An 18,379-nucleotide genomic window follows, 5' to 3' on the forward strand; every position below is an offset into this window, starting at 1 on the left:
ATGAAACAAGGCAACTCGATCCTCGGCGAGTACGGGGTGACCGTATTCGAACTGATGAGCCGTCTGGCCATGCAGCACGGTTCGATCAATCTCGGCCAGGGCTTCCCGGACGACAACGGTCCGGAGGACGTCCGGCGCGTCGCCGCCGAGGCGCTGGAAGACCGGCCCAACCAGTATCCGCCGATGCTCGGCGTGCCGGAACTGCGCCAGGCCGTGGCGTCCCACGGGAAGCGGTTCTATGACCTGGACGTCGACTGGCAGGCGGAGACGATGGTCACGTCGGGCGCGACAGAGTCGCTGGCCGCATGCTTTCTGGCGCTGATCGAGCCGGGCGACGAGGTCGTCTGCTTCGAGCCGCTCTATGATTCCTATCTGCCCATGATCCGCCGGGCGGGCGGCGTCCCGAAGCTGGTGCGCCTGTCGCCGCCTGACTGGAAGTTGCCCGAAGACCGGCTGCGCGCCGCGTTCTCCGACAGGACCAAGCTGATCCTGCTTAACAACCCGCTCAATCCGGCGGGCAAGGCGTTCAGCCGTGCGGAGCTGGATCTGATCGCCGAACTGGTTCTGGCCCATGACGCCTACGCCGTCTGCGATGAGGTCTATGAGCACATCGTCTTCGACGGGCTGGCGCACATTCCGCTGATCACCCTGCCGGGCATGCGCGACCGGGCGGTCAAGATCGGGTCGGCCGGCAAGACGTTCTCGCTGACCGGCTGGAAGGTCGGTTACGCCACCGCGGCGCCGGAACTGCTGCAGCGCATCGCCAAGGCGCATCAGTTCCTGACCTTCACCACACCGCCCAACCTGCAACGCGCCGTCGCCTACGGCCTGGAAAAGGAAGCCAGCTACTTCGCCGGCCTGGCGGCGGTGATGCAGGCCAAGCGCGACCGCATTGCCGAGGGGCTGGTGGCCGCCGGATTCGAACCCGCGACCTGTCAGGGCACGTACTTCCTGAACGCCGATATCCGGGGGCTGGGCTTCACCGACGGCGACGTCGCGTTCTGCGAGATGATCACGAAGGAGGCCGGCGTCACCGCGGTGCCGGTCAGCGCCTTCTATGCCGGCGCGGAGGCGCCGTCGAACTTCGTGCGCTTCTGCTTCTCCAAGCAGGACGACATACTCGACGCAGCGTCGGAAAAGCTGGCGGCCCGGTTCACCTAGCGGAAGTGCTTGCCGCCGGCCTTGCGGTAATTGGGGTTCTTCATCGCTTCGGTCCGGCCCTGGATGAACTCGAGGACGAACAGGACGGCTGCGGCGCCCACAGCCAGCGGCAGGGCCAGCCAGAACAGGCCGAGGCCGCAGGCCACGCCCATCGAGCCGGTCACCCATGTGGCGGCGCCGCTGGCCATGCCTGACAGCCGGTCCTCGCCGGACTTGATGATGGCGCCGGCGCCGAGGAAGCCGAAGGCGCCGATAATGCCTTCGATGACGCGGCCGGGATCGATCCGGTTGTTGACCGGCGCATCCTGGTGAGCGAGTTCCATGCCCGCGATGGTGAAGGCGGCCGCGCCGACCGCGACGAGCATGTAGGTGCGCAGGCCGACCGGCTTCTTCTTCAGTTCCCGGTCGAGGCCCAGGATGAACCCGCAGCCGGCGGCGGCCAGGACGCGGAGCAATGCCTCGCCTACCGGGACGTAGTCCGTCTGCAGCAACTCTTCCATCATCAACTCCCGATCTTGCGCCGGTTCAGTTGGCCGAGATGCGTCCTTCCAGAAGCCGGACCACGCGGGGCCAGGATTCTTCCTGCGCCCGGTCGAGCGCGGTCTTGCCCTGCCGATCCTCGATCAAGGGGTTCGCGCCGCCGTTGAGCAGCGTTTCGGCAACCTCGAAGTGGCCGTTCCACGCCGCACGGATCAGCGGTGTCGTGCCCGTGTCGTCGCGGGCGTTCGGGTCGGCGCCGTGGGCCAGCAGATCCTCGACGATATGCACGTAGCCATTGATGGCGGCCCATGCAAGCGGGGTGCGGCCATCCAGGTCGACGGTGTCGATGTCGACGCCCTTCTCGATCAGGAACTCCACCACCATTTCGCGTCCGCGCCAGGCGGCGGCGATAATGGCGTCCCGGCCGGAAGCGTCGATGGCGTTGGGATCGGCGCCGGCGCGAAGCAGCGTCTCCATCTTGCCGATATTCCCGCGGTCGACGGCCTCGCGCAGGTTCTCGTCCAGCGCCTTCTGGCGCGCCGGCGGCAGGCGCTTCTCCGGGCGCTGCTGCTCGAGCTTCCGCCGCCGGTCGGCTGCCTCCCGCTCCGCCTGCTGGCGCTCCTCCAGGCTCATCTCGTCGCGCAGCGCCCTGAGCGCGCGGCGGGCGACCACGTTGTCCTCCTCCGCAGCGTTCTTCAGCAGGATGTAGGCCTTCTTGCGACTCTCCTCCACGCCATCGCCGGTCAGATGCTTCTTCGCCAGTTCGATCTGGGCCGGCTCGTAGCCCTTCTCGGCGAGGTTCTCCATGATTGAGCGGGCCCTGGCGCGATCCTTCTCGACGCCATCACCGCGGTCGAGGGCGCGGGCGAGGTTCATCTCCGCGGCGGGAATGCCTTCCTCGGCGGCCTTGCGATAACGCTCGACGGCCTGGCGCGCCCTTTCCCGTTCAGCCGGTGTCAGTGCGTCATCCTGCTTTTCGCGCCTCTCGGAGCGTTCCAGGACCTCCGCCGCCTTCTCCGGCTTCGCCGCATCCGGTGTGACGGTGGCGCGTGTACGCGCATCCTGTGCGATCTGGCGCGGGGCTTCCGGGGTCGCGCGGTCGGGCGGCTCGATCCTGGGCACGCGCGCTTCGGCCTTGGCGATCTGCAGCCGCTCGAGCCGGCGCTGCATGGCCGCCAGCCGCTCCTCGGCGTCGCGCGCCGCCGCCTCCTGCTTGCGGGCGGCGGCGAGTTTCTGTTCGACCACGGCCTGGGCCTTCATCGCCTCCAGGCGGCGGATCTCGGCCTCGATCGCGCGTGCGTCCTCGGGCAGCCGCTCGCGGTCCTGCAGGCGCGATGCGTCAGGTGTCTCTCTCTCGCCTCTCTCCTCGTCCGGGGTCAGCGGCGCGCCGCGTTCGTAGATCAGGGCGACGTCGCCCGGCGCGGCCGGCTCGGGGGCGGCACCGGCATCGGCCGGACGGGGCGCGCGGCGGGCGGCCTCGATCGCGGCCGGGCGTACATCGGGCAGCGCGATCTCGGGCGCATTCTCCGGCCTGGCGACTGCGTCTTCGGGCGGATCGGGGTCGCTGGATTCGATCGCGGTCTCCACAGGGATCGCCGCGGGCAGGTCCGGCTCGATGCGCAGCACGTTCTGCGGCTCGGGCTGCTGGTAGACGCCCTCGAAGATCTGGATCGAAATCGGCGGCGCGAAACGGTCGAGATCGCGGTCGAAGAGCTGCGGCGCGGCCACGATCAGAACGCCGAGCGCCGCGCCATGGGCGAGACCGGCAACGGTCATGCCCCGGCTGACGTTTTCCGTCACCGAGAGGAACTTCGGTATGATGCGGCGCGCGATCATGGCGCGTTGGGACCCCGGGCGTCTGCGTTCAGGCGCGGCGCGCCCTGTGCCCTGCTGGCACAGCGCACGATCCGCACAGGAATTTCAGCAAGATACATGCCCGCGATGGGCGCGTCGCCGTCAAACGGCCCGGGTTCAGCCGCCGGTGACGCTCATGTGCCGGCCGACCGCAGGCGCGGCGCGGCGGCGGTCGATGATGAAATCATGGCCCTTCGGCTTGCGCGCGATGGCCTCGTCGATGGCCTGGTCGAGAGCATTGCCGCTCGGGTCGGCGCGCAGCGGCGCCCGCAGATCGGCCGCATCCTCCTGGCCAAGGCACATGTAGAGCGTACCGGTGCAGGTCAGCCGCACCCGGTTGCAACTCTCGCAGAAATTGTGGGTCATCGGGGTGATGAAGCCCAGCCGCTGGCCGGTCTCCTTCACCACGGTGTAGCGGGCAGGGCCGCCGGTCTTGTAGTCGGTGTCTTGCAGCGTCCAGTCCTGCGCCAGGCGCGCCCGGACCATGGAAAGCGGCAGATACTGGTCGGTGCGGTCGCCGTCGATGTCGCCCAGCGGCATGGTTTCGATCAGGCAGAGGTCGTGGCCGTGGCGGCCGCACCAGTCGACCATGCAGGAAATCTCGTCCTCGTTGACGCCCTTCAGCGCCACGGTGTTGATCTTCACGTGCAGCCCGGCCTTCTGCGCCGCCTCCAGGCCGCGCAGCACCTTGTCCAGCTTGCCCCAGCGCGTGATGCGCTCGAATTTCTCGGGGTCCAGCGTGTCGATGGAGACGTTGACGCGCCGTACACCGATGGCGGCGAGTTCGTCGGCGAAGCGGTGAAGCTGGCTGCCGTTCGAGGTCAGCGTGAGCTCCTCGAGCGCGCCGCTTTCCAGATGCCGGCCGAGATTGCGGAACAGGGTCATGACATCGCGGCGCACCAGCGGCTCGCCGCCGGTGATGCGCAGCTTGCGTACGCCCTTGGCGACGAAAGCCGAGCAGAGGGTATCCAGTTCCTCCAGGCTCAGCACTTCCGACTTGGGCAGGAAGGTCATGTTCTCCGACATGCAGTAGACGCAGCGGAAATCGCAGCGGTCCGTCACGGAGACGCGGAGATAGCTGATCGTTCTGCCGAACGGGTCGATCAATGGTTCGCCCTTCCGATTGCTCAGGTCCAGTCCGCTATATTGCGCGGCGGACCCGGCGTGTAAAGGCGTGGGCGGCCGGCCTACTTCTGGTGGGCGAGCTGGTTCAGCGCTGCCAGATAGTCCGGATCCTGGCGCCAGCGGCGCACGACGGCGAGCGCGCATTCGAACGAGATGTCGTGATAGAGGTCGTGCAGACGCTGGCGTTCCTCCGAGTGGCTGCGCGTGAGCGAGCCGCGCGCCGCGCGCGTCAGATCATACATGGTCAGGAAAACCTGCCGATCCATCTCCAGCGCCCGGCAGGCAATGGCGAAGGCCTCGCCGCCCGGTTCGTAGACCAGCCGCCGCATCAGCTCGACGCGCAGTCCGCAGAGCCGGGCCAGGGCGTATTCGAACAGGCTGACCTCGCCCTGGCGCAGCGATTTCAAGACGAATCCCGCGTTGAGCTGCCCGGCGTTGTAGAGCCGTTCCACCAGCCGCTCAGAGGGGTCGCGTGGCTCGTCTTCGCCGTTGTTGGCGCGCACCGCCTCGTTCATGGCGTTCAGCATCGTTTCGTCCAGCGCGGCCTGGTCGAACTTGTAGTTGTCCAGGATGTACTGGCGCAGCGCCGCTGAAACCCAGGCGTACATCCGCTTGGCCAGTGGCTTGGGAAGATCCGGCCGGCGCAGCAGCGGCTTCTGATACCGGTCGACGCGCTCCGATTCGGCCACCAGGTGCTCCAACAGCACTTCGGAGATCTGCGCGCTGCTGTTCTCCAGCAGGGCAACCACCACGTCCTCGCCGCCATGCCTGGCCAGCGCATCGCTGACCTCGGCGGAGATGTCGGCGCGCATGGCGGTCGCCAACTGATGCTGCAGCGTGCGGTGGCGGACGATCTCGACGAGATCGGCGTCGCGCAGCGCGCGGCAGTCCATCAGGATGGGGTAGGCGACCTCGATCTGGTCGTTGGCGAGCATGGCCGCCAGTTCCGGCGGGGCGTTGTCGTCGGCGGCGAGTTTCTCGGCCAGGCGCCGGCGCACCGTCATCTCGACGTCGTGGCTCAGGCGGCGGAGAATGTCGGTCATGATTCCCCGTTCGTTGTCGGACAGGGCGTCGCCGTCCGTTTCGAACAGGTTCCAGACATCCTCGTAGAGACGCGCGCGGCCTTCCCGGCTCTTGCGCTGAGCCAGATCAAACAACGCCTTGACGTCAGGTTTGGCTCTCTGCGCCGGATTCAACACCAGAAGCTCCAGTCGTGCGATCTTGCTTCCCACGTTATGCGGCAAGGGTTAACGAACGAATAAGCATGCAATTTCAATTGCGTGACGGGCGTCACCCGACGGCGCGACGGACGAAATCCACGATCGCGGGAAGCGGCAGCGGCTTTTCCAGAATGGCGAAGGCCGACAGCGAATCCCGGCTCGCCTTGGAGAGCTGCTCGGGGAATCCCGACATCAGGATGACCTTGGCCGCCGGCGCGTAGCGGTGGACCATCGCGGCCGCCGCAATGCCGTCGATGCCCGGAAGCTGGATGTCGAGCAGAACCACCGTCGGCTGCGCCCGGCGGACTGCGTGCAGACCGGCGAAGACGTTCGATTCGACACGCACCGTGAAGCCGGAACCCGCGATGAAACGGCCGATGATTTCGCCGCCGGCCCTGTCGTCGTCGATCACGACGACGCTCGGCGTGGCGCCGCCGTCTTCCATCTCACCGATATCGCGCGTACTCATGATTGATGGCCTGGTTGGGGCAGGGGCTTGTTAAGGAAACGCTGCCACCATCATCTTACCGTTCGCTTAACCGCCGGAGCGACTTCATGGCCGAAAGCCATCAGCCGGACAGCATGACCCGCGATCCGGGCCGCGCCTACCGCGCCGTAACCCGCATGATCGAGCGTCTTCACCGCCTCTACCTGGACGTGATCCGGGCGGAACTGGATCGCCTCGGCATCGGCGACATCAGCGCCGTCCAGGCTCTGCTTCTGACCAATATCGGCGAGGCGGAGGTGAACGTCCGCACCCTGACGGAGCGCGGCTACTATCAGGGCTCAAATGCGTCCTACAACCTCAAGAAGCTGGTCGAGGCCGGCTATATCGAGCAGTTCAAGTCGTCCCAGGACCGCCGCGCGACGATCGTCCGGCTGACCCGGACCGGACGCGCGCTGTCGGAAAGGATCGCCGGGCTGGAGGCCGATTTCGCCGACGTCTTCGACGCCGAAGGCAATGATCTGGCGGCGCTGCTGACTCGGCTGGAGGCTCTGGAGCACGGCTGGACCAACCACATCCGCAGCCTGCCGCTCGGCTGAGCGTCAGCGCGCGCCGATCACCCGCGCAGGCACGCCGGCGGCCAGCGCATAGGGCGGGATCGTGCCCGTCACGGTGGATCGCGCCGAGATCACCGCGCCATTGCCGATCTTCGCGCCGGGCGTGACCAGCACGCTGGAGGCCAGCCAGACGTCGGCGCCGATCAGCACCGGTTCATGCCGGTAGCCCTGGCGCATGATGGGCTCGCGCCCGCGATAGTTGTGCTCGGAAGCGATGATGGTGCAATGGCCGGCGGTCGCGGTGTCGCGGCCGATGGTGACGTTCTCGCCGGCGTTGATGATCGACGAGAAGGCGATCTGGGCGCGGTCACCGAGGCGGATCTCGGCGTCGTTCGCGGCCACCAGCCGGGCCATGGTGTCGATGGCGCAGCCATCACCGATGGTGATTTTCCCGTTCTCGCGCACCTTCAGATCGGCCCACGGCATGATCGTGACCCCGTCGCCGATGGTCAGATTGCGCGGATTTGCCTCGAGCCGGAGCAGGATCGGGCCCAGCACACGGAGGCCCCGGCCGTGGCGGACGCCGAGAGTCCGGAAGCGGAAGCGGTAGTACCAGGTCCAGAAGCCAGCGCGCTTTGACGACAGTGCCACGGGTCCGTCCGCACGCATCGGGACGTCTTCTGCGTTGAAGTCGAGGCCGGCTTCTTCGCCGCCGCCGCCGTCTTTCAGGCGCTCGACGGTCGCTGCGATGGCGGCGATCGTGTCGAGGGCGTCCGGGTCGGCGGCCACGCTCTCGGGCAGGCGGATGTCGAAGGCGCGCTCGATCTCGAGGACGAGGTTCACGATGGAGAAGCTGTCGATCCGGCCCGAACGGATGAGCGCATCATGATCGTCCGCCCGGCCCGCCGTCAGGATCTGGCCGTTCACGATCTGGCGCACGCGCTCCAGCGTCGTGGCGGGCGCGATCTGCGGCGCCGTGGGCCTGGTGGCGAATTCCGCGCGGTAGCGTTCCAGATTGGCGCCGCGGGCCAGCTTGCCGGAGGTCGATTTCCTGAGCCAGCGGGGCGGCACGATATGAACGGCGCGCGGGCTGACCTCGGTGGCGGCGGCGACCGTGGCGCGTACGGCTTCCGACAGGCCCGCCCATTCGGCTTCGGGGCGGTCGCTTTCGGCGAGCACCAGCAGATGCTGCGTGCCGGCGGCGTCGTCGGCCTCGCCGAGCGCGACGCTCCGGCCCGGCGTGATCCCGTGCACGCCTTCGGCCAACGCCTCGATATCATGGGGGTAGATGTTCTTGCCGCCGATGATGATCAGGTCGCGCTTGCGGCCGGTGACGTAGAGATGGCCGTCTTTCAGGAAACCGAGATCGCCGCTGAGATACCGGCCGCCGTTCAGCGCCTCTGCGGTCGCATCCGGATTGTCGTCGTATTCGCGGAAGAGCGAGGGCGAGTGAATCTCGATCTCGCCCGTCGCGCCGTCGGACAGGATCTCGCCGTCATCGCCCAGAATGCGGACCTCGGTGCCTGGCAACACGGCGCCGGACGAGACCAGCCTTCGGCCGTCCTGTTCGACGACCCGCAGCGGGTCGCCGAAGCCGCCCGACGTGACCGCGTAGGTCGCTTCAGCCATGGCGTAGGAAGCGGCCAGCGCATCCTCGCGGAAGCCGTGGGCGCGGAAGCGTTCGAGGAAGGCGTCGTGAGCGGCCGCGGTGACCGGCTCGGAACAGTTGACCACGCCACGCAGGCTCGACAGGTCCCAGCCGCCTGCAGGCGCGTTCCTGGCCATGAAGGCATAGGCGAAATTGGGCAGCCAGCCGAGCGTGCCCTTGTGCCTTGTCACCGCGTCAAGCCACATGCCGGGCCGCTGCACCCAGTCGAACGGCGAGATTGCCACCAGCCGGCAGCGGCGGATCAGCGGCAGGAAGAAGCACGCGATCAGTCCCATGTCGTGATAGAGCGGCAGCCAGGAGACGATGGTGTCGCGCTCGTCGGCGCCGATGGTCTCGCCATAGGCCCGGATCTGCCAGAGCAGGGCGCGGTGGCTGATGACGACGCCCTTCTTCAACCCCGTCGTGCCCGACGAATACTGCAGAAAGGCGGGGTCGTCAGGGGAAGGAGCGGGCGCGGGATAGTCGCGGCGGTCGCTATCGAGATCGCCGGGCGTCGCCAGATGCTCGAAGCTACCGATCCTGTTCACCAGCGGCGCGAGTTTCGGCGCAAGCTCCTCATAGGTGATCAGCGCCCTGGCGCGGCTGCCGGTGAGCAGCGTACCGATGGTCTCGAAATAGACGGCTTCCGAGAGCTTGGGCGAGGGGTGGGCGAACATCGAAGGGACCGCGCCCAGCAGCAGCGCGCCGATATAGGCGGCGTAGAGGTCGACACCATGGCGCAGGATCACGACAACGCGGTCGCCCTGAACCATGCCGCGGCCCGCGAGATGTGCCGCCCAGCATTCGGCCCGGTTCAGCAGTTCGGAATAGGTGAAGGCGCGTTCGCGCCCGTCCGCCTCGATCAGCGTCAGGAACGGGCGCCCGTCCTCGCGCAGCCGGTTGGCGGCGAGCACGCCCTGGATGGTGTCCTCAGTCCAGGGGGCGTTCATCGAGCCACTCCAGCACGCTCTGGCGTTCCGCGGCGCAATAGCGATCGAAATCCGCCATGCGGTCGCTGTCGACGACCATGACATAGACCTGCCCGCGCGCATTGCGGACCAGGGCTGTCTTGAAGCCTTCCGATTTCAGCCGGCCGTTCACGGACGGTGTGGCGTAGAAGCCGAAATCCTTGGCGGCGACATCCATGCGCTTCCCGGTTTCGGTGACCAGCGTGACCTGTTCGTCCGGCCGCAGCTCGACGTCGCCGCAGTCGCTGATGGTGATGCCGGGCGCAGGTTCGAACACACGCGGGGGATTCCTTTCCGCCAGCCTCATGCGGCGCGCTCCATCGGCACAGCCGGCCAGTTCCAGTTCTCGATGGGGAAACCCTCGATCACCCGGCGACCGTCGTGGACCGACCAGATGCCGTGATCGCGGAACTTCTCCTCCAGCGCGGCGAACTCGGCCGCCGAGAGCCCCATGAACTCGGAGGCGCGGGCGATGTCGGCGTCGGGCCGCTGATCGCCCAGCCGCGCGATTGTGGCCAGCGCCTCCTCGCGGCTCATCCGGCCATTGCGGATCTCCAGCGCCAAGTTGTCGAACAGCCGCGTGAAGCCGAACTTGGGCCACTTGAACCAGTGGTGGACGGAGATGAAGTCGCAGTCGATGTCGGCATAGTCGTAGAGGCCGATCTTGGGGCCCTCGGGGCGGCGGCGGAAGCCGTTGGCCTCGGCGACGCGCAGGCTCTCGGCGGGATCCCACTGCAGATAGTAGCCCATGAAGATGGAGCGGACCTGCGCCCGCTGGAATTCTTCCTCGGTCGGCGGGCAGTAGGCCTCCAGCTCGGCGGCGCTCAGCTCGTCGCCGGCCCAGTCCAGCGCCTCCCGGCCCTGCAGGATGCCGTGCCGCTTCAGCCAGGCGTGGTTCAGAAGGTCCAGGTCGCTGTCGCCCTTATGCCCGCCATACTCCATGAACGGGCTCTCGCCCCAGACGATCAGCGGCACGCGTATCTGCACGGCGATCCGCATGGGAATGGCGAAGATGGCGAGGTGCATCGGCACGGCGCTGGACCCGGTCTCCATCAGCGTCTTCTTCATGAAGCGCGCCTCGACGGACGGATCGATCGAGAAATCGATGTGGTCGACGCCGAGCGCCACCAACCGGTCCAGGTTGGCCTGTCCCAGGGCGTTGCGGCCCGGCGAGCGCCAGGTCACGGCAAGCACCTTCATGCCCATCTCGAGACACTTCGCGACCTGCCAGAAGCTGTCCTTGCCGCCGGAAACGGGGACGATGCAGTCATAGGGCGCCTTGCGCGCCTTCGCGCTGCCGAAGAGCCGTTCCAGGGCCTGGCCGCGTCCGGCCCAGTCGATGGTCAGCCGGTTGTCGCTGTGGCCCTTGCAGGCATTGCAGACCCCGTCGGTGCCGATCTCGATGCCGGGACGGCTGTCGGGCAGGACGCAGCTCTGACAGAAACGGACGCTCATGCCCATTGCTCCATGAACAGCTTGGCGGAGACGAAGGAGAAGAGGAACTTCGAAAAGCTGTTGGGCAGCTCCGCACGGCCCATGGCTTCCTCGATCTTCTCCCGGCGGACAATGTCGAAGATTGGGCCGTCGTCCAGGATGCGCTCGCGAGTCTTCGGGTTGTCGAGATCGAAGAGGCTGCGGAAGGCGGCATTGAAGCCCTTCTTGTGCCGGTCCAGACGCACCGTGTCGTTGAGCACGCCCTTCGCTGCCTCGCGCAGCGGCGCCTTGGCGTAGCCGTCGCGGATCAGGTGCTCGGGCGGAATGGTGTAGGCGAAGTCGCAGAGGGCGCGGTCCAGATAGGGGCTCCGGTTCTCGATCGAGGAGCGCATCGAATTGAGATCGTCTTCGCGGACGATGATCGGCACTGCCTCGACGCAGAGCTCGTTCAGCATGCGGTTGCGCAGCAGGTCGCCGGAGAGCCGTTCCTCGGTGAAGTCCTCCCGGAAGGGCTCGGTCAGATAGTCCGAGAAGACGTCCGCATTGAGGTAGATGTGGCCACGGAAGTCCGGGTCGTCGTCGTAGAGTCCGGGGTTCTGCAGGTGCGGGTTACGCACGATGGGCGCGAGATGCGTCTGCCAGTCCTGCAGCCGCGCCGCGCGGTCGGGGTGATTGCGTATGGCGTGCAGGTGCAGGTTGAAGTGGTCGTAATAGCCGGTGACCAGTTCGTCCGCGCCGGTGCCGGAGACGGCGACCTTGAAGCCCTGCTCCCGCATCGCTTCCGACAGCAGGCTGTGGACGTAATAGGACGCGGTGGCCACGGGCTTGCCGTGATAACCGACGAGATCGGCGAAGCGGTCGAGGTCCGACGATTGCGTCAGGCGAATCTCGTGGTGGCGGCAGCCCAGGTCGTCCACGGTGGCGCGGATGTTGTCGCTCTCGTCGTAGCGGGGATCGGGATCGATGATGGAGAACGCCACGACGTCCGCGCCGTGATGCTTCGCCGCGAAGGAGGCCAGCGCCGCGCTGTCGACGCCGCCCGACAGGCAGAACGCGATGGGCACGTCGGCGCGGAGCCTGAGGCGCATGCTCTCCGAGAGGTGATGGCGTACGCCCTCGACGGCTTCCGTGAAGCTCATGGCGGCTTCGGGCGCGTAGCGGGGCCGCCAGTAGCGGGTGATCTCGACATCGCCATTGCCGCCGACGGTGAGATTGCAGCCGGGCGGCAGCTCCTTCACCCCGCGGTGGAACAGGGCGTCGGACTTGTAGAGGGACTTGTAGCCGTTCACCAGGAAGCGGCGCACGGTCTCCTGCTCGACCTCGGGCCGCTCGCCGCTCAGCGCCGCCAGGCAGGCGATTTCGGAGGCGAAGTGGAAACCGTCGGGGCCATTGCGCCAGAGCAGGGGCTTTTCGCCGAACGGGTCGCGGGAGAGGAACAGCCGGTGGCGATCGGCGTCATGGATAGCGAAGGCCCACATGCCTTCCAGCCGGTCGACGCAGCTGTCGCCCCAGTGACGATACGCCTCCAGCAGCACCTCGGTGTCGGAACGCGTGGCGAAGCGCGCGCCCTGCGCCTCCAGTTCCCGGCGCAGTTCCACGTGATTGTAGATCTCGCCATTGAAAACGAGGGTCAGATCGCCACGGCGGAAGGGCTGATTGGAGCGGCGGTCCAGATCGATGATGGCGAGCCGGGTGTGCAGCAGCGTGACCGCAGCGGCGCCTTCATGGGTCTGGAACAGCCCGCGCGCGTCCGGGCCGCGCCGGTGCAGGGCGCGGAAGGCCGCCTGGAGGCGCGGCGGTGGCAGCGCGACCGGGCCGATATGTCCGGCGATGCCGCACATCGGCGGTCAGGCCAGCAGATCGGGCGCGAAGCGCTGGCCCGTGGCCATGGCCGCGGTCAGCGTGCGGCCGATGACGCGGTCTTCCTCGCCGGGCGCGAATCCGTCGCCGGGACGGACCCAGATCAGGTCGTCCTCGCCGATGACATGGCCGGGGTGGAGCGGGCTTTTCGCGGCGATGGAGCGCCTGATGAGCGGCGCGGCGTCGCGCTCGCAATCGGCCATGGCGACGCGGCCGTCGCCAAGCAGGGTCTCGGTCAGGCGGATGCGGTCCATCAGCGCCTTCATTTCCGCGGGGTCGGCGGAGAGCTGGTGGTCGCGGAAGTCGGAATGGTCATGCGCGATGGTGAAATGCTTCTCGACGATGCGCGCGCCGATGGCAACGGCGACGACCGCTGCGTCGATACCCTGGGTATGGTCGGAATAGCCCACGGCGCAATCGGGCAGGGCGGCCTGCATGGCGGCGACAGCCCGGACATTGGCCGCATCGGGCGGGGTCGGATAGGCGGAGACGCAGTGCAGCACGCCCAGGCCGGGCGCCACCCCACGGTCGGCCCAGAGGCCGTGAATCCTGTCCGCGGCCTGCCGAACCAGCGCCATGTCGGCAAGGCCGGTAGAGAAGATCGTGGGCATCTCCCGGCCGGCGACGAAATCGATCAGCGGCCAGAAATTGTTGTCGGAACTGGCGATCTTGAAGGCGTCGACATGGCCGTCGAGGAAGGCGGCGCTTTCCATGTCCAGCGGCGTCGAGATGAAGGCAAGGCCCTCGGCCCGCGCCAGCTCGCCCAGCTCGGCGAACTGGTCGTAGCTCAGCTCGAAGCCCTTCAGGCGCTGGAAACGGACGGCGTCCTCGGCCGCGATGAACTGCTCCGTGCGGAAGGTCTGGAACTTGACGGCGTCGACGCCGGCGTCGGCGGCGAGATGGACCATCTCCTTCGCCAGGCCGAAATCGCCCTCGTGGTTGTTGCCGATCTCGGCGATGACGAAGGCGCGCTGGTCGGTGTCGTGGCTGGCGATCCGCATGGCTCTACCCGTGATAATGGAAAACGTAGGTGGCGGAGATGATCCGGAACTTGTCGCGGCTGTAGGCGTGCAGGGCCCGCGCATTGGCGGCCTGGGTGCCGACCTTCACGCGGCCGAGATCCGGGATGGTCGATTCGGCGAAGGCCAGCATGTCGGAAGCCAGGCCGCGGCCGCGGAAGCGGCTGTTGACGGCCACCAGGTCGATGACCAGCAGGTCGCCCTGCTGGAAAAGCTGCAGGAAGCCGGCGATCTCGCCGTCGATCTCCGAGACGACCATGTGGTCGCCGCGCTTGCCGTCGAAATAGTTGCCCGCCCAGGCCCGCTTGATCCGGTCGGCCGTCGAACGCGGGATGAGCGGATCCATGTGGAAGCGGGAATAGGTGAAGGCGCTCTCGGCCAGCCGTTCCACGGCCGCCCGGTCCTCGGGCAGGGCGAAGCGCCCGGTGCGGCTGCGGGCCACCGGCCAGGCCGGCCGCTCGAGCTGCAGATTGGTGTCGACCAGACGGAATCCGGCATTCTCCACGCGGCCCACGGTTTCCACGTCGTTGGCCGGCGCCTTGGCGTCGACAAAGCAGGGACCGTCGCCGGGCAATGGCACGCGATCGAGTTCCCGGCCGGTCGGCGTCAGGTGCCAGGCCGGTTTCCCGATCATCTCGCTCAGCCATGAATCGGGCTGCAGCGCCATTGCCGGGGCGTCGTTCATGCCCAGGCGCGGCGGGTCAGATAGACGACCTGGCCGGCGTCGACACCGCCCTGGTTGAGCTGGTCCCAGTTCGCCTTGTACCAGTCGATGTAGTCGACGAAGCCCCGCTCCAGCGGATATTGAGGATCGTAGCCGATCAGCGAGCGCGCCTTGTCGACATTCAGCGTGCCGCGTTCCGGCATCAGGCTGTCACGCGGGTTGTGCTTCACGTCGATGCCCGGGAAGTGCTGGCGGATGATGTCGACCATCTGGTTGAGCGAGCGCGCGTCGCCATAGGTCAGGTTGAAGATCTCGTTGGCCGCGTCCTTCGAGGTCAGCGCGCCCATGACCCCGCCGATCAGGTCCTGGACATAGGTGAAGTCCAGGCAGTCGGAGCCGTCGCCGTTGATGGTCAGCGTGTTGCCGCGCAGCGCGTTCTCGATCAGCGCCTGACCGACGCGGCGGCTGACGCAGCGCTCGCCATAGAGCGCAGAGGGGCGGATGATGGTGAAGGGCAGTCCGAAGACCTGATTGTAGGCGATCACCATCTTCTCGCCCGCGAACTTCAGCGCGCCGTAGATGCCGAGCGGGTTGCACGAGGTTTCCTCGTCGACCACGCCGTCGGCGAAGGTGCCGTAGACCATCGACGAGGAGAAGTAGACGAAGCGGTCGACGTTCAGCCGCGAGGAGCGGGCCACGTCGAGGGCGTTCTCGAGCGTGCGCAGCGAATGGTCGAATGTGGAGTAGGGATCCTTGTTGGAGCGGTTGGCGTGCGCCACCGCGGCCAGGTGGACGATGGCGTCCGGGTTCAGGTCCTCCATCGTCTCCGACAGGCCATGATAGTCGCGGGCGTCCATCTCCACGAAAGGCACGCGCGCCTCGTGCAGCAGGTTCATGCGCTGCTTGATGAAGTTGAGATAGATCTCGCCGTTGGGGTTCGTGTACCGCTCGCGCTCGATGGCGTAGTAGTTGTTGACGCCCAGACTGTCGACGACGGCGACGTCGACGCCGGCCTGCTTCATGGTCAGCGCCATGTTGTGGCCGATGAAGCCGGCGCCGCCGATGATGACGACCTTGCGCCCCTTCAGGGGATGATCAGTTGCAGACATCGTGGATCGCCCTCTTCATCGCTTGCGTAATTCGGTCCATGTCGTCCTCGTCCAGGTGCGGCCCGACCGGCAGCGCGATCGACTGGCGGCTGATGCGGGTCGCGTGGGGGAAGTCCTCGGCCTTCAGGCCGTACTTGTCGCGGTAGTAGCCGAGCGCCGGGACAGGGCCGGGGTAGTAGACGGAGCTGCCGACGCCCTGCGCCTTCAGCGCCTTCACGATCTCCGAACGGCGGCCCTCGGCCGGCCCCTTCAGGATCACGCTCAGGCAGTAGTGGCTGCTTTCCAGGCCGTCATGGCTGGAGCGCAGGAGATCGAGTTCACCGATTTCCTTCAGCCCCGTCTCGAGACGCCAGTAGTTGCGGTGGCGCGCGGCGAGGAAGCCCTCGAGACGCTTGATCTGCTCGATGCCGATGGCCGCCTGGAGCTCGTTCATGCGGTAGTTGAAGCCGAGCTGGGTGACGTCATAGACGCCGGGCTCGGCGCGTTCGACCACCGTGCGGTCCAGGCCGAAGGCCTTCTGGCGGCGGATGCGCTCGGCGATGGCGGCGTCGCGGGTCAGCACCATGCCGCCCTCGGCCGTGGTCATGTGCTTGACGGGATAGAAGGAGAAGCAGCCGAGGTCGCCCAGCAGGCCCGCGTGGATGCCGTCGACAGTGGAGCCGATGGCGAGCGCCGCGTCCTCGATGACCGGCAGGCCGTGCTTCGCCGCGATCGCGTTCAGGCGGCGCATGTCGACCGGCATGCCGAGATAGTGCACCACCGAGATCGCCTTGGTGCGGTCGTTTATGGCAGCTTCGATCTGATCCAGGTCGGCGTTGCCCGTGACCGGCTCGGCGTCGACGAAGACCGGTTTCGCGCCGACATATTCGACTGCATGGGCCGTGGCGGTGTGGGTCTGGGCGGGCACGATCACCTCGTCGCCTTCACCGAGACCCATCTGGAAATAGGCGAGATGCAGGCCGGCGGTGCAGGAGGAGACGCTTATCGCCTCGCCGCCGCCGCACCAGGCGGCAAAATCGTTTTCGAAGGCGACGGCGCGGGGCCCGTGAACGAGTTGCGGGCTGTCGAGCACTTCGAGCACCGCGCGGCGCTCCTCGTCGCCCAGGATCGGGCGGCCGAAGTGGATTTCCTTCGGTTCAGAAGTAACGGACGGGCTCCGCGCGTCCGCTGTGGACGGCGCGTTCGATGGCGAAGCAGACGGCGAGGGCGCTGAATATCCCATCGACGCCTACCTCCGGCTCACGGTCTTCGATGACCGCGTCCACGAAATCGTGCAGAAGATCGCCCTTGTCGACACCGGGATAAGCCTCCGTGATCGCCTCCGGCTCCATGCCGGGATCACGGGAACGGTAAACAAACGCGCTTTCCAAACGGTTAACGAAGCTGGCCGCGGTGCCGTAGACCTCCAGCTTGTGGAAGTGGGGCTTCACGCAGCCGCCATTGCAGCCGATCTTGGCCACCATGCCGCTCTCGAAGCGCACGATCGCCTGGACCAGATCGTGATTGGCGAAGCCGCTGTCGCGGGTGGCGATCCGGTTGCCATAGGCCTGGACCTCCACGGCGCGGTCGCCGGTCAGCCAGAGCACGAGGTCGATCATGTGCACCGCGCCGCCCAGCACCAGCGAGTAGCCCGGCAGTTCGCCGCGCCAGCCGCCCAGCAGCTTGTGGATACGGCCGTACTGGTAGTCGGCGTCGATATGGAATATCTCGCCGAAGCGGCCTTCCTCGATCTCCGCCTTCAGCCAGCGGAAGCGGGGGCAACGGCGCAGGATCAGGTTCGACGACAGCTTCAGATGCGGCTTCTCGCGCAGCTTGTCGCGGACGATGCGGGCATGATCCTCGCGCAGGACGACCGGCTTTTCGACGAAGACATGCTTGCCGGCGTCGAGGGCGCGGACGACCTGCTCGAAATGATGCTGGTCGTAGCTGGCGATGGAGACGATGGCGATTTCCGGATCGTCCAGAACCGCATCCGCATCCGCCGAGATCGGCCGGTCGGGATGGCGGCTGGCGACGTCGGCGCGCTTGTCGGGGCAGAAGTCGGCGAGGCGGGTCACGCGGCAGCCCGGATGGCGTTCATAGCCCGCGATGTGGCGTTCGCCGACGCCGAGGCCGATCACGCCCGCGGCGATCGGGGCGGTCATGCGCTGCGCTCTTCCAGTTTCGGCGCCAGTTCGTGCCAATGATAGCGCCAGGCGGGGGCGGAGAGCTCGCGCGCCACCTGCCGGAAACGCTGGAACTCCTCCTCGGTGTCGATGACCATCGACGTCGCGCTCGCGTCGGTCTCCGCGCGGATGGAGACGATGCGATAGCCCGACTCGGGGCGATAGAACCACGGCGTCACGTGCTCGCGGTCCGCAGGATCATGCATGCGGCTCTCGGCGCCGAGGAAGATGGCGCTGTCGATGACCTCGATGGACTGCCCCTTGGGGAATGTGCGCTCGACGACATTGGACACGAGGTCCGGCCGTTCAGCGCGGAACAGTTCCACAGCGCGGTCGACGATGCGGTAGTCGATCAGCGGGCTGTCGCCGGAGATACGCACGAAGGCGCGGACGGGAAAGCGTTCCAGGACGCAGCGGAAGCGGCCGGCCACGTCCAGCAGGGGGCCGCGGATCACCGGTGTCCCGCGCGCGGTGCAGTGGGCGGCGAGCGCATCGTCCAGGGGATCGTCGGACGTCGCCACGATCAGCGGACGGGCGCTGCGGCAGCGTTCCAGCGCGTCGAGGGTGTAGTCGATCAGCCGACGGCCGGCCACCGCGCGCATCACCTTGGCGGGACAACGTTGCGAGCCCGTGCGCGCCTGTACGATAACCGGGATCAGGTCCTGCATCG

17 protein-coding genes are annotated in these 18,379 nt (G+C 67.2%); 2 read left to right on the plus strand and 15 right to left on the minus strand.

Going from position 1 to position 18,379, the window contains the following annotated elements; all coding sequences use genetic code 11:
- Positions 1 to 1,161 carry an aminotransferase gene (locus TEF_11320; GenBank protein ID ANK81325.1) on the plus strand — a complete coding sequence of 387 codons (1,161 nt, stop codon included), beginning with the start codon at positions 1 to 3 and terminating at the stop codon, positions 1,159 to 1,161.
- Here the strand turns inward: TEF_11320 and TEF_11325 are convergent.
- The 5 genes from TEF_11325 to TEF_11345 form a co-directional block, all read right to left on the minus strand.
- Complete coding sequence (locus TEF_11325) at positions 1,158 to 1,652, minus strand: hypothetical protein (GenBank protein ANK83427.1); 495 nt, start codon at positions 1,650 to 1,652, stop codon at positions 1,158 to 1,160. The two genes, TEF_11320 and TEF_11325, sit on opposite strands and share 4 nt — an antisense overlap.
- 34 nt (positions 1,653 to 1,686) lie before the next feature.
- Positions 1,687 to 2,118 carry a hypothetical protein gene (locus TEF_11330; protein ANK83428.1) on the minus strand — a complete coding sequence of 144 codons (432 nt, stop codon included), beginning with the start codon at positions 2,116 to 2,118 and terminating at the stop codon, positions 1,687 to 1,689.
- A 1,494-nt stretch (positions 2,119 to 3,612) separates the two neighbouring features.
- Entirely contained in the window at positions 3,613 to 4,632 is a 1,020-nt protein-coding gene (locus tag TEF_11335; GenBank protein ID ANK83429.1) for a cyclic pyranopterin phosphate synthase MoaA, read from the minus strand.
- Between the two features lie 50 nt (positions 4,633 to 4,682).
- Complete coding sequence (locus TEF_11340; GenBank protein ID ANK83430.1) at positions 4,683 to 5,816, minus strand: hypothetical protein; 1,134 nt, start codon at positions 5,814 to 5,816, stop codon at positions 4,683 to 4,685.
- A gap of 94 nt (positions 5,817 to 5,910) precedes the next feature.
- Entirely contained in the window at positions 5,911 to 6,285 is a 375-nt protein-coding gene (locus TEF_11345) for a hypothetical protein (GenBank protein ID ANK81326.1), read from the minus strand.
- A gap of 137 nt (positions 6,286 to 6,422) precedes the next feature.
- Between TEF_11345 and TEF_11350 the strand changes: the two genes are divergently transcribed.
- On the plus strand, positions 6,423 to 6,884 hold the full coding sequence (locus tag TEF_11350) for a hypothetical protein (GenBank protein ANK83431.1): 462 nt from the start codon (positions 6,423 to 6,425) through the stop codon (positions 6,882 to 6,884).
- Positions 6,885 to 6,887: 3 nt separating this feature from the next.
- Here TEF_11350 and TEF_11355 read toward each other — a convergent pair whose 3' ends face one another.
- The 10 genes from TEF_11355 to TEF_11400 are packed head-to-tail and all read right to left on the minus strand — an operon-like array spanning position 6,888 to position 18,377.
- Positions 6,888 to 9,440: a hypothetical protein gene (locus tag TEF_11355; protein ANK81327.1), complete on the minus strand. Its 2,553-nt coding sequence runs from the start codon at positions 9,438 to 9,440 to the stop codon at positions 6,888 to 6,890.
- Positions 9,421 to 9,735 (minus strand): hypothetical protein, encoded by a 315-nt coding sequence (locus tag TEF_11360; protein ID ANK81328.1) that lies wholly within the window; start codon positions 9,733 to 9,735, stop codon positions 9,421 to 9,423. The genes TEF_11355 and TEF_11360 overlap by 20 nt, the downstream gene beginning before the upstream one ends.
- Positions 9,736 to 9,761: 26 nt before the next feature.
- On the minus strand, positions 9,762 to 10,919 hold the full coding sequence (locus TEF_11365; GenBank protein ID ANK81329.1) for a hypothetical protein: 1,158 nt from the start codon (positions 10,917 to 10,919) through the stop codon (positions 9,762 to 9,764).
- Positions 10,910 to 12,733 (minus strand): asparagine synthase (glutamine-hydrolyzing), encoded by a 1,824-nt coding sequence (locus tag TEF_11370; protein ID ANK81330.1) that lies wholly within the window; start codon positions 12,731 to 12,733, stop codon positions 10,910 to 10,912. The genes TEF_11365 and TEF_11370 overlap by 10 nt, the downstream gene beginning before the upstream one ends.
- Positions 12,734 to 12,739: 6 nt before the next feature.
- Entirely contained in the window at positions 12,740 to 13,753 is a 1,014-nt protein-coding gene (locus TEF_11375; GenBank protein ID ANK81331.1) for a hypothetical protein, read from the minus strand.
- Between the two features lie 4 nt (positions 13,754 to 13,757).
- The gene (locus TEF_11380; protein ANK81332.1) at positions 13,758 to 14,456 is read right to left on the minus strand and encodes a hypothetical protein; all 699 of its coding nucleotides are present in this window, start codon (positions 14,454 to 14,456) and stop codon (positions 13,758 to 13,760) included.
- Positions 14,453 to 15,544, minus strand: a complete 1,092-nt coding sequence (locus TEF_11385; protein ID ANK81333.1) for a nucleoside-diphosphate sugar epimerase — start codon at positions 15,542 to 15,544, stop codon at positions 14,453 to 14,455. Before TEF_11385 ends, TEF_11380 begins: the two co-directional genes overlap by 4 nt.
- Positions 15,531 to 16,670: a cell wall biogenesis protein gene (locus tag TEF_11390; protein ANK83432.1), complete on the minus strand. Its 1,140-nt coding sequence runs from the start codon at positions 16,668 to 16,670 to the stop codon at positions 15,531 to 15,533. Before TEF_11390 ends, TEF_11385 begins: the two co-directional genes overlap by 14 nt.
- Before the next feature lie 10 nt (positions 16,671 to 16,680).
- The gene (locus TEF_11395; GenBank protein ANK81334.1) at positions 16,681 to 17,688 is read right to left on the minus strand and encodes a hypothetical protein; all 1,008 of its coding nucleotides are present in this window, start codon (positions 17,686 to 17,688) and stop codon (positions 16,681 to 16,683) included.
- Entirely contained in the window at positions 17,685 to 18,377 is a 693-nt protein-coding gene (locus TEF_11400; protein ANK81335.1) for a hypothetical protein, read from the minus strand. Before TEF_11400 ends, TEF_11395 begins: the two co-directional genes overlap by 4 nt.
- Positions 18,378 to 18,379: the final 2 nt, after the last annotated feature.

This window comes from Rhizobiales bacterium NRL2, from assembly GCA_001664005.1.
Taxonomy (GTDB): Bacteria; Pseudomonadota; Alphaproteobacteria; order Minwuiales; family Minwuiaceae; genus Minwuia.

What these genes read in the sequence shown, in the direction of transcription:
- TEF_11375 (ANK81331.1), bottom strand. Translation starts at nt 13,753, where the DNA reads ATGCGGATCGCCAGCCACGACACCGACCAGCGCGCCTTCGTCATCGCC.
- TEF_11330 (ANK83428.1), bottom strand. Translation starts at nt 2,118, where the DNA reads ATGGAGACGCTGCTTCGCGCCGGCGCCGATCCCAACGCCATCGACGCT.
- TEF_11350 (ANK83431.1), top strand. Translation starts at nt 6,423, where the DNA reads ATGACCCGCGATCCGGGCCGCGCCTACCGCGCCGTAACCCGCATGATC.
- TEF_11380 (ANK81332.1), bottom strand. Translation starts at nt 14,456, where the DNA reads ATGAACGACGCCCCGGCAATGGCGCTGCAGCCCGATTCATGGCTGAGC.
- TEF_11355 (ANK81327.1), bottom strand. Translation starts at nt 9,440, where the DNA reads ATGAACGCCCCCTGGACTGAGGACACCATCCAGGGCGTGCTCGCCGCC.
- TEF_11385 (ANK81333.1), bottom strand. Translation starts at nt 15,544, where the DNA reads ATGTCTGCAACTGATCATCCCCTGAAGGGGCGCAAGGTCGTCATCATC.
- TEF_11365 (ANK81329.1), bottom strand. Translation starts at nt 10,919, where the DNA reads ATGGGCATGAGCGTCCGTTTCTGTCAGAGCTGCGTCCTGCCCGACAGC.
- TEF_11400 (ANK81335.1), bottom strand. Translation starts at nt 18,377, where the DNA reads ATGCAGGACCTGATCCCGGTTATCGTACAGGCGCGCACGGGCTCGCAA.
- TEF_11345 (ANK81326.1), bottom strand. Translation starts at nt 6,285, where the DNA reads ATGGAAGACGGCGGCGCCACGCCGAGCGTCGTCGTGATCGACGACGAC.
- TEF_11320 (ANK81325.1), top strand. Translation starts at nt 1, where the DNA reads ATGAAACAAGGCAACTCGATCCTCGGCGAGTACGGGGTGACCGTATTC.
- TEF_11370 (ANK81330.1), bottom strand. Translation starts at nt 12,733, where the DNA reads ATGTGCGGCATCGCCGGACATATCGGCCCGGTCGCGCTGCCACCGCCG.
- TEF_11395 (ANK81334.1), bottom strand. Translation starts at nt 17,688, where the DNA reads ATGACCGCCCCGATCGCCGCGGGCGTGATCGGCCTCGGCGTCGGCGAA.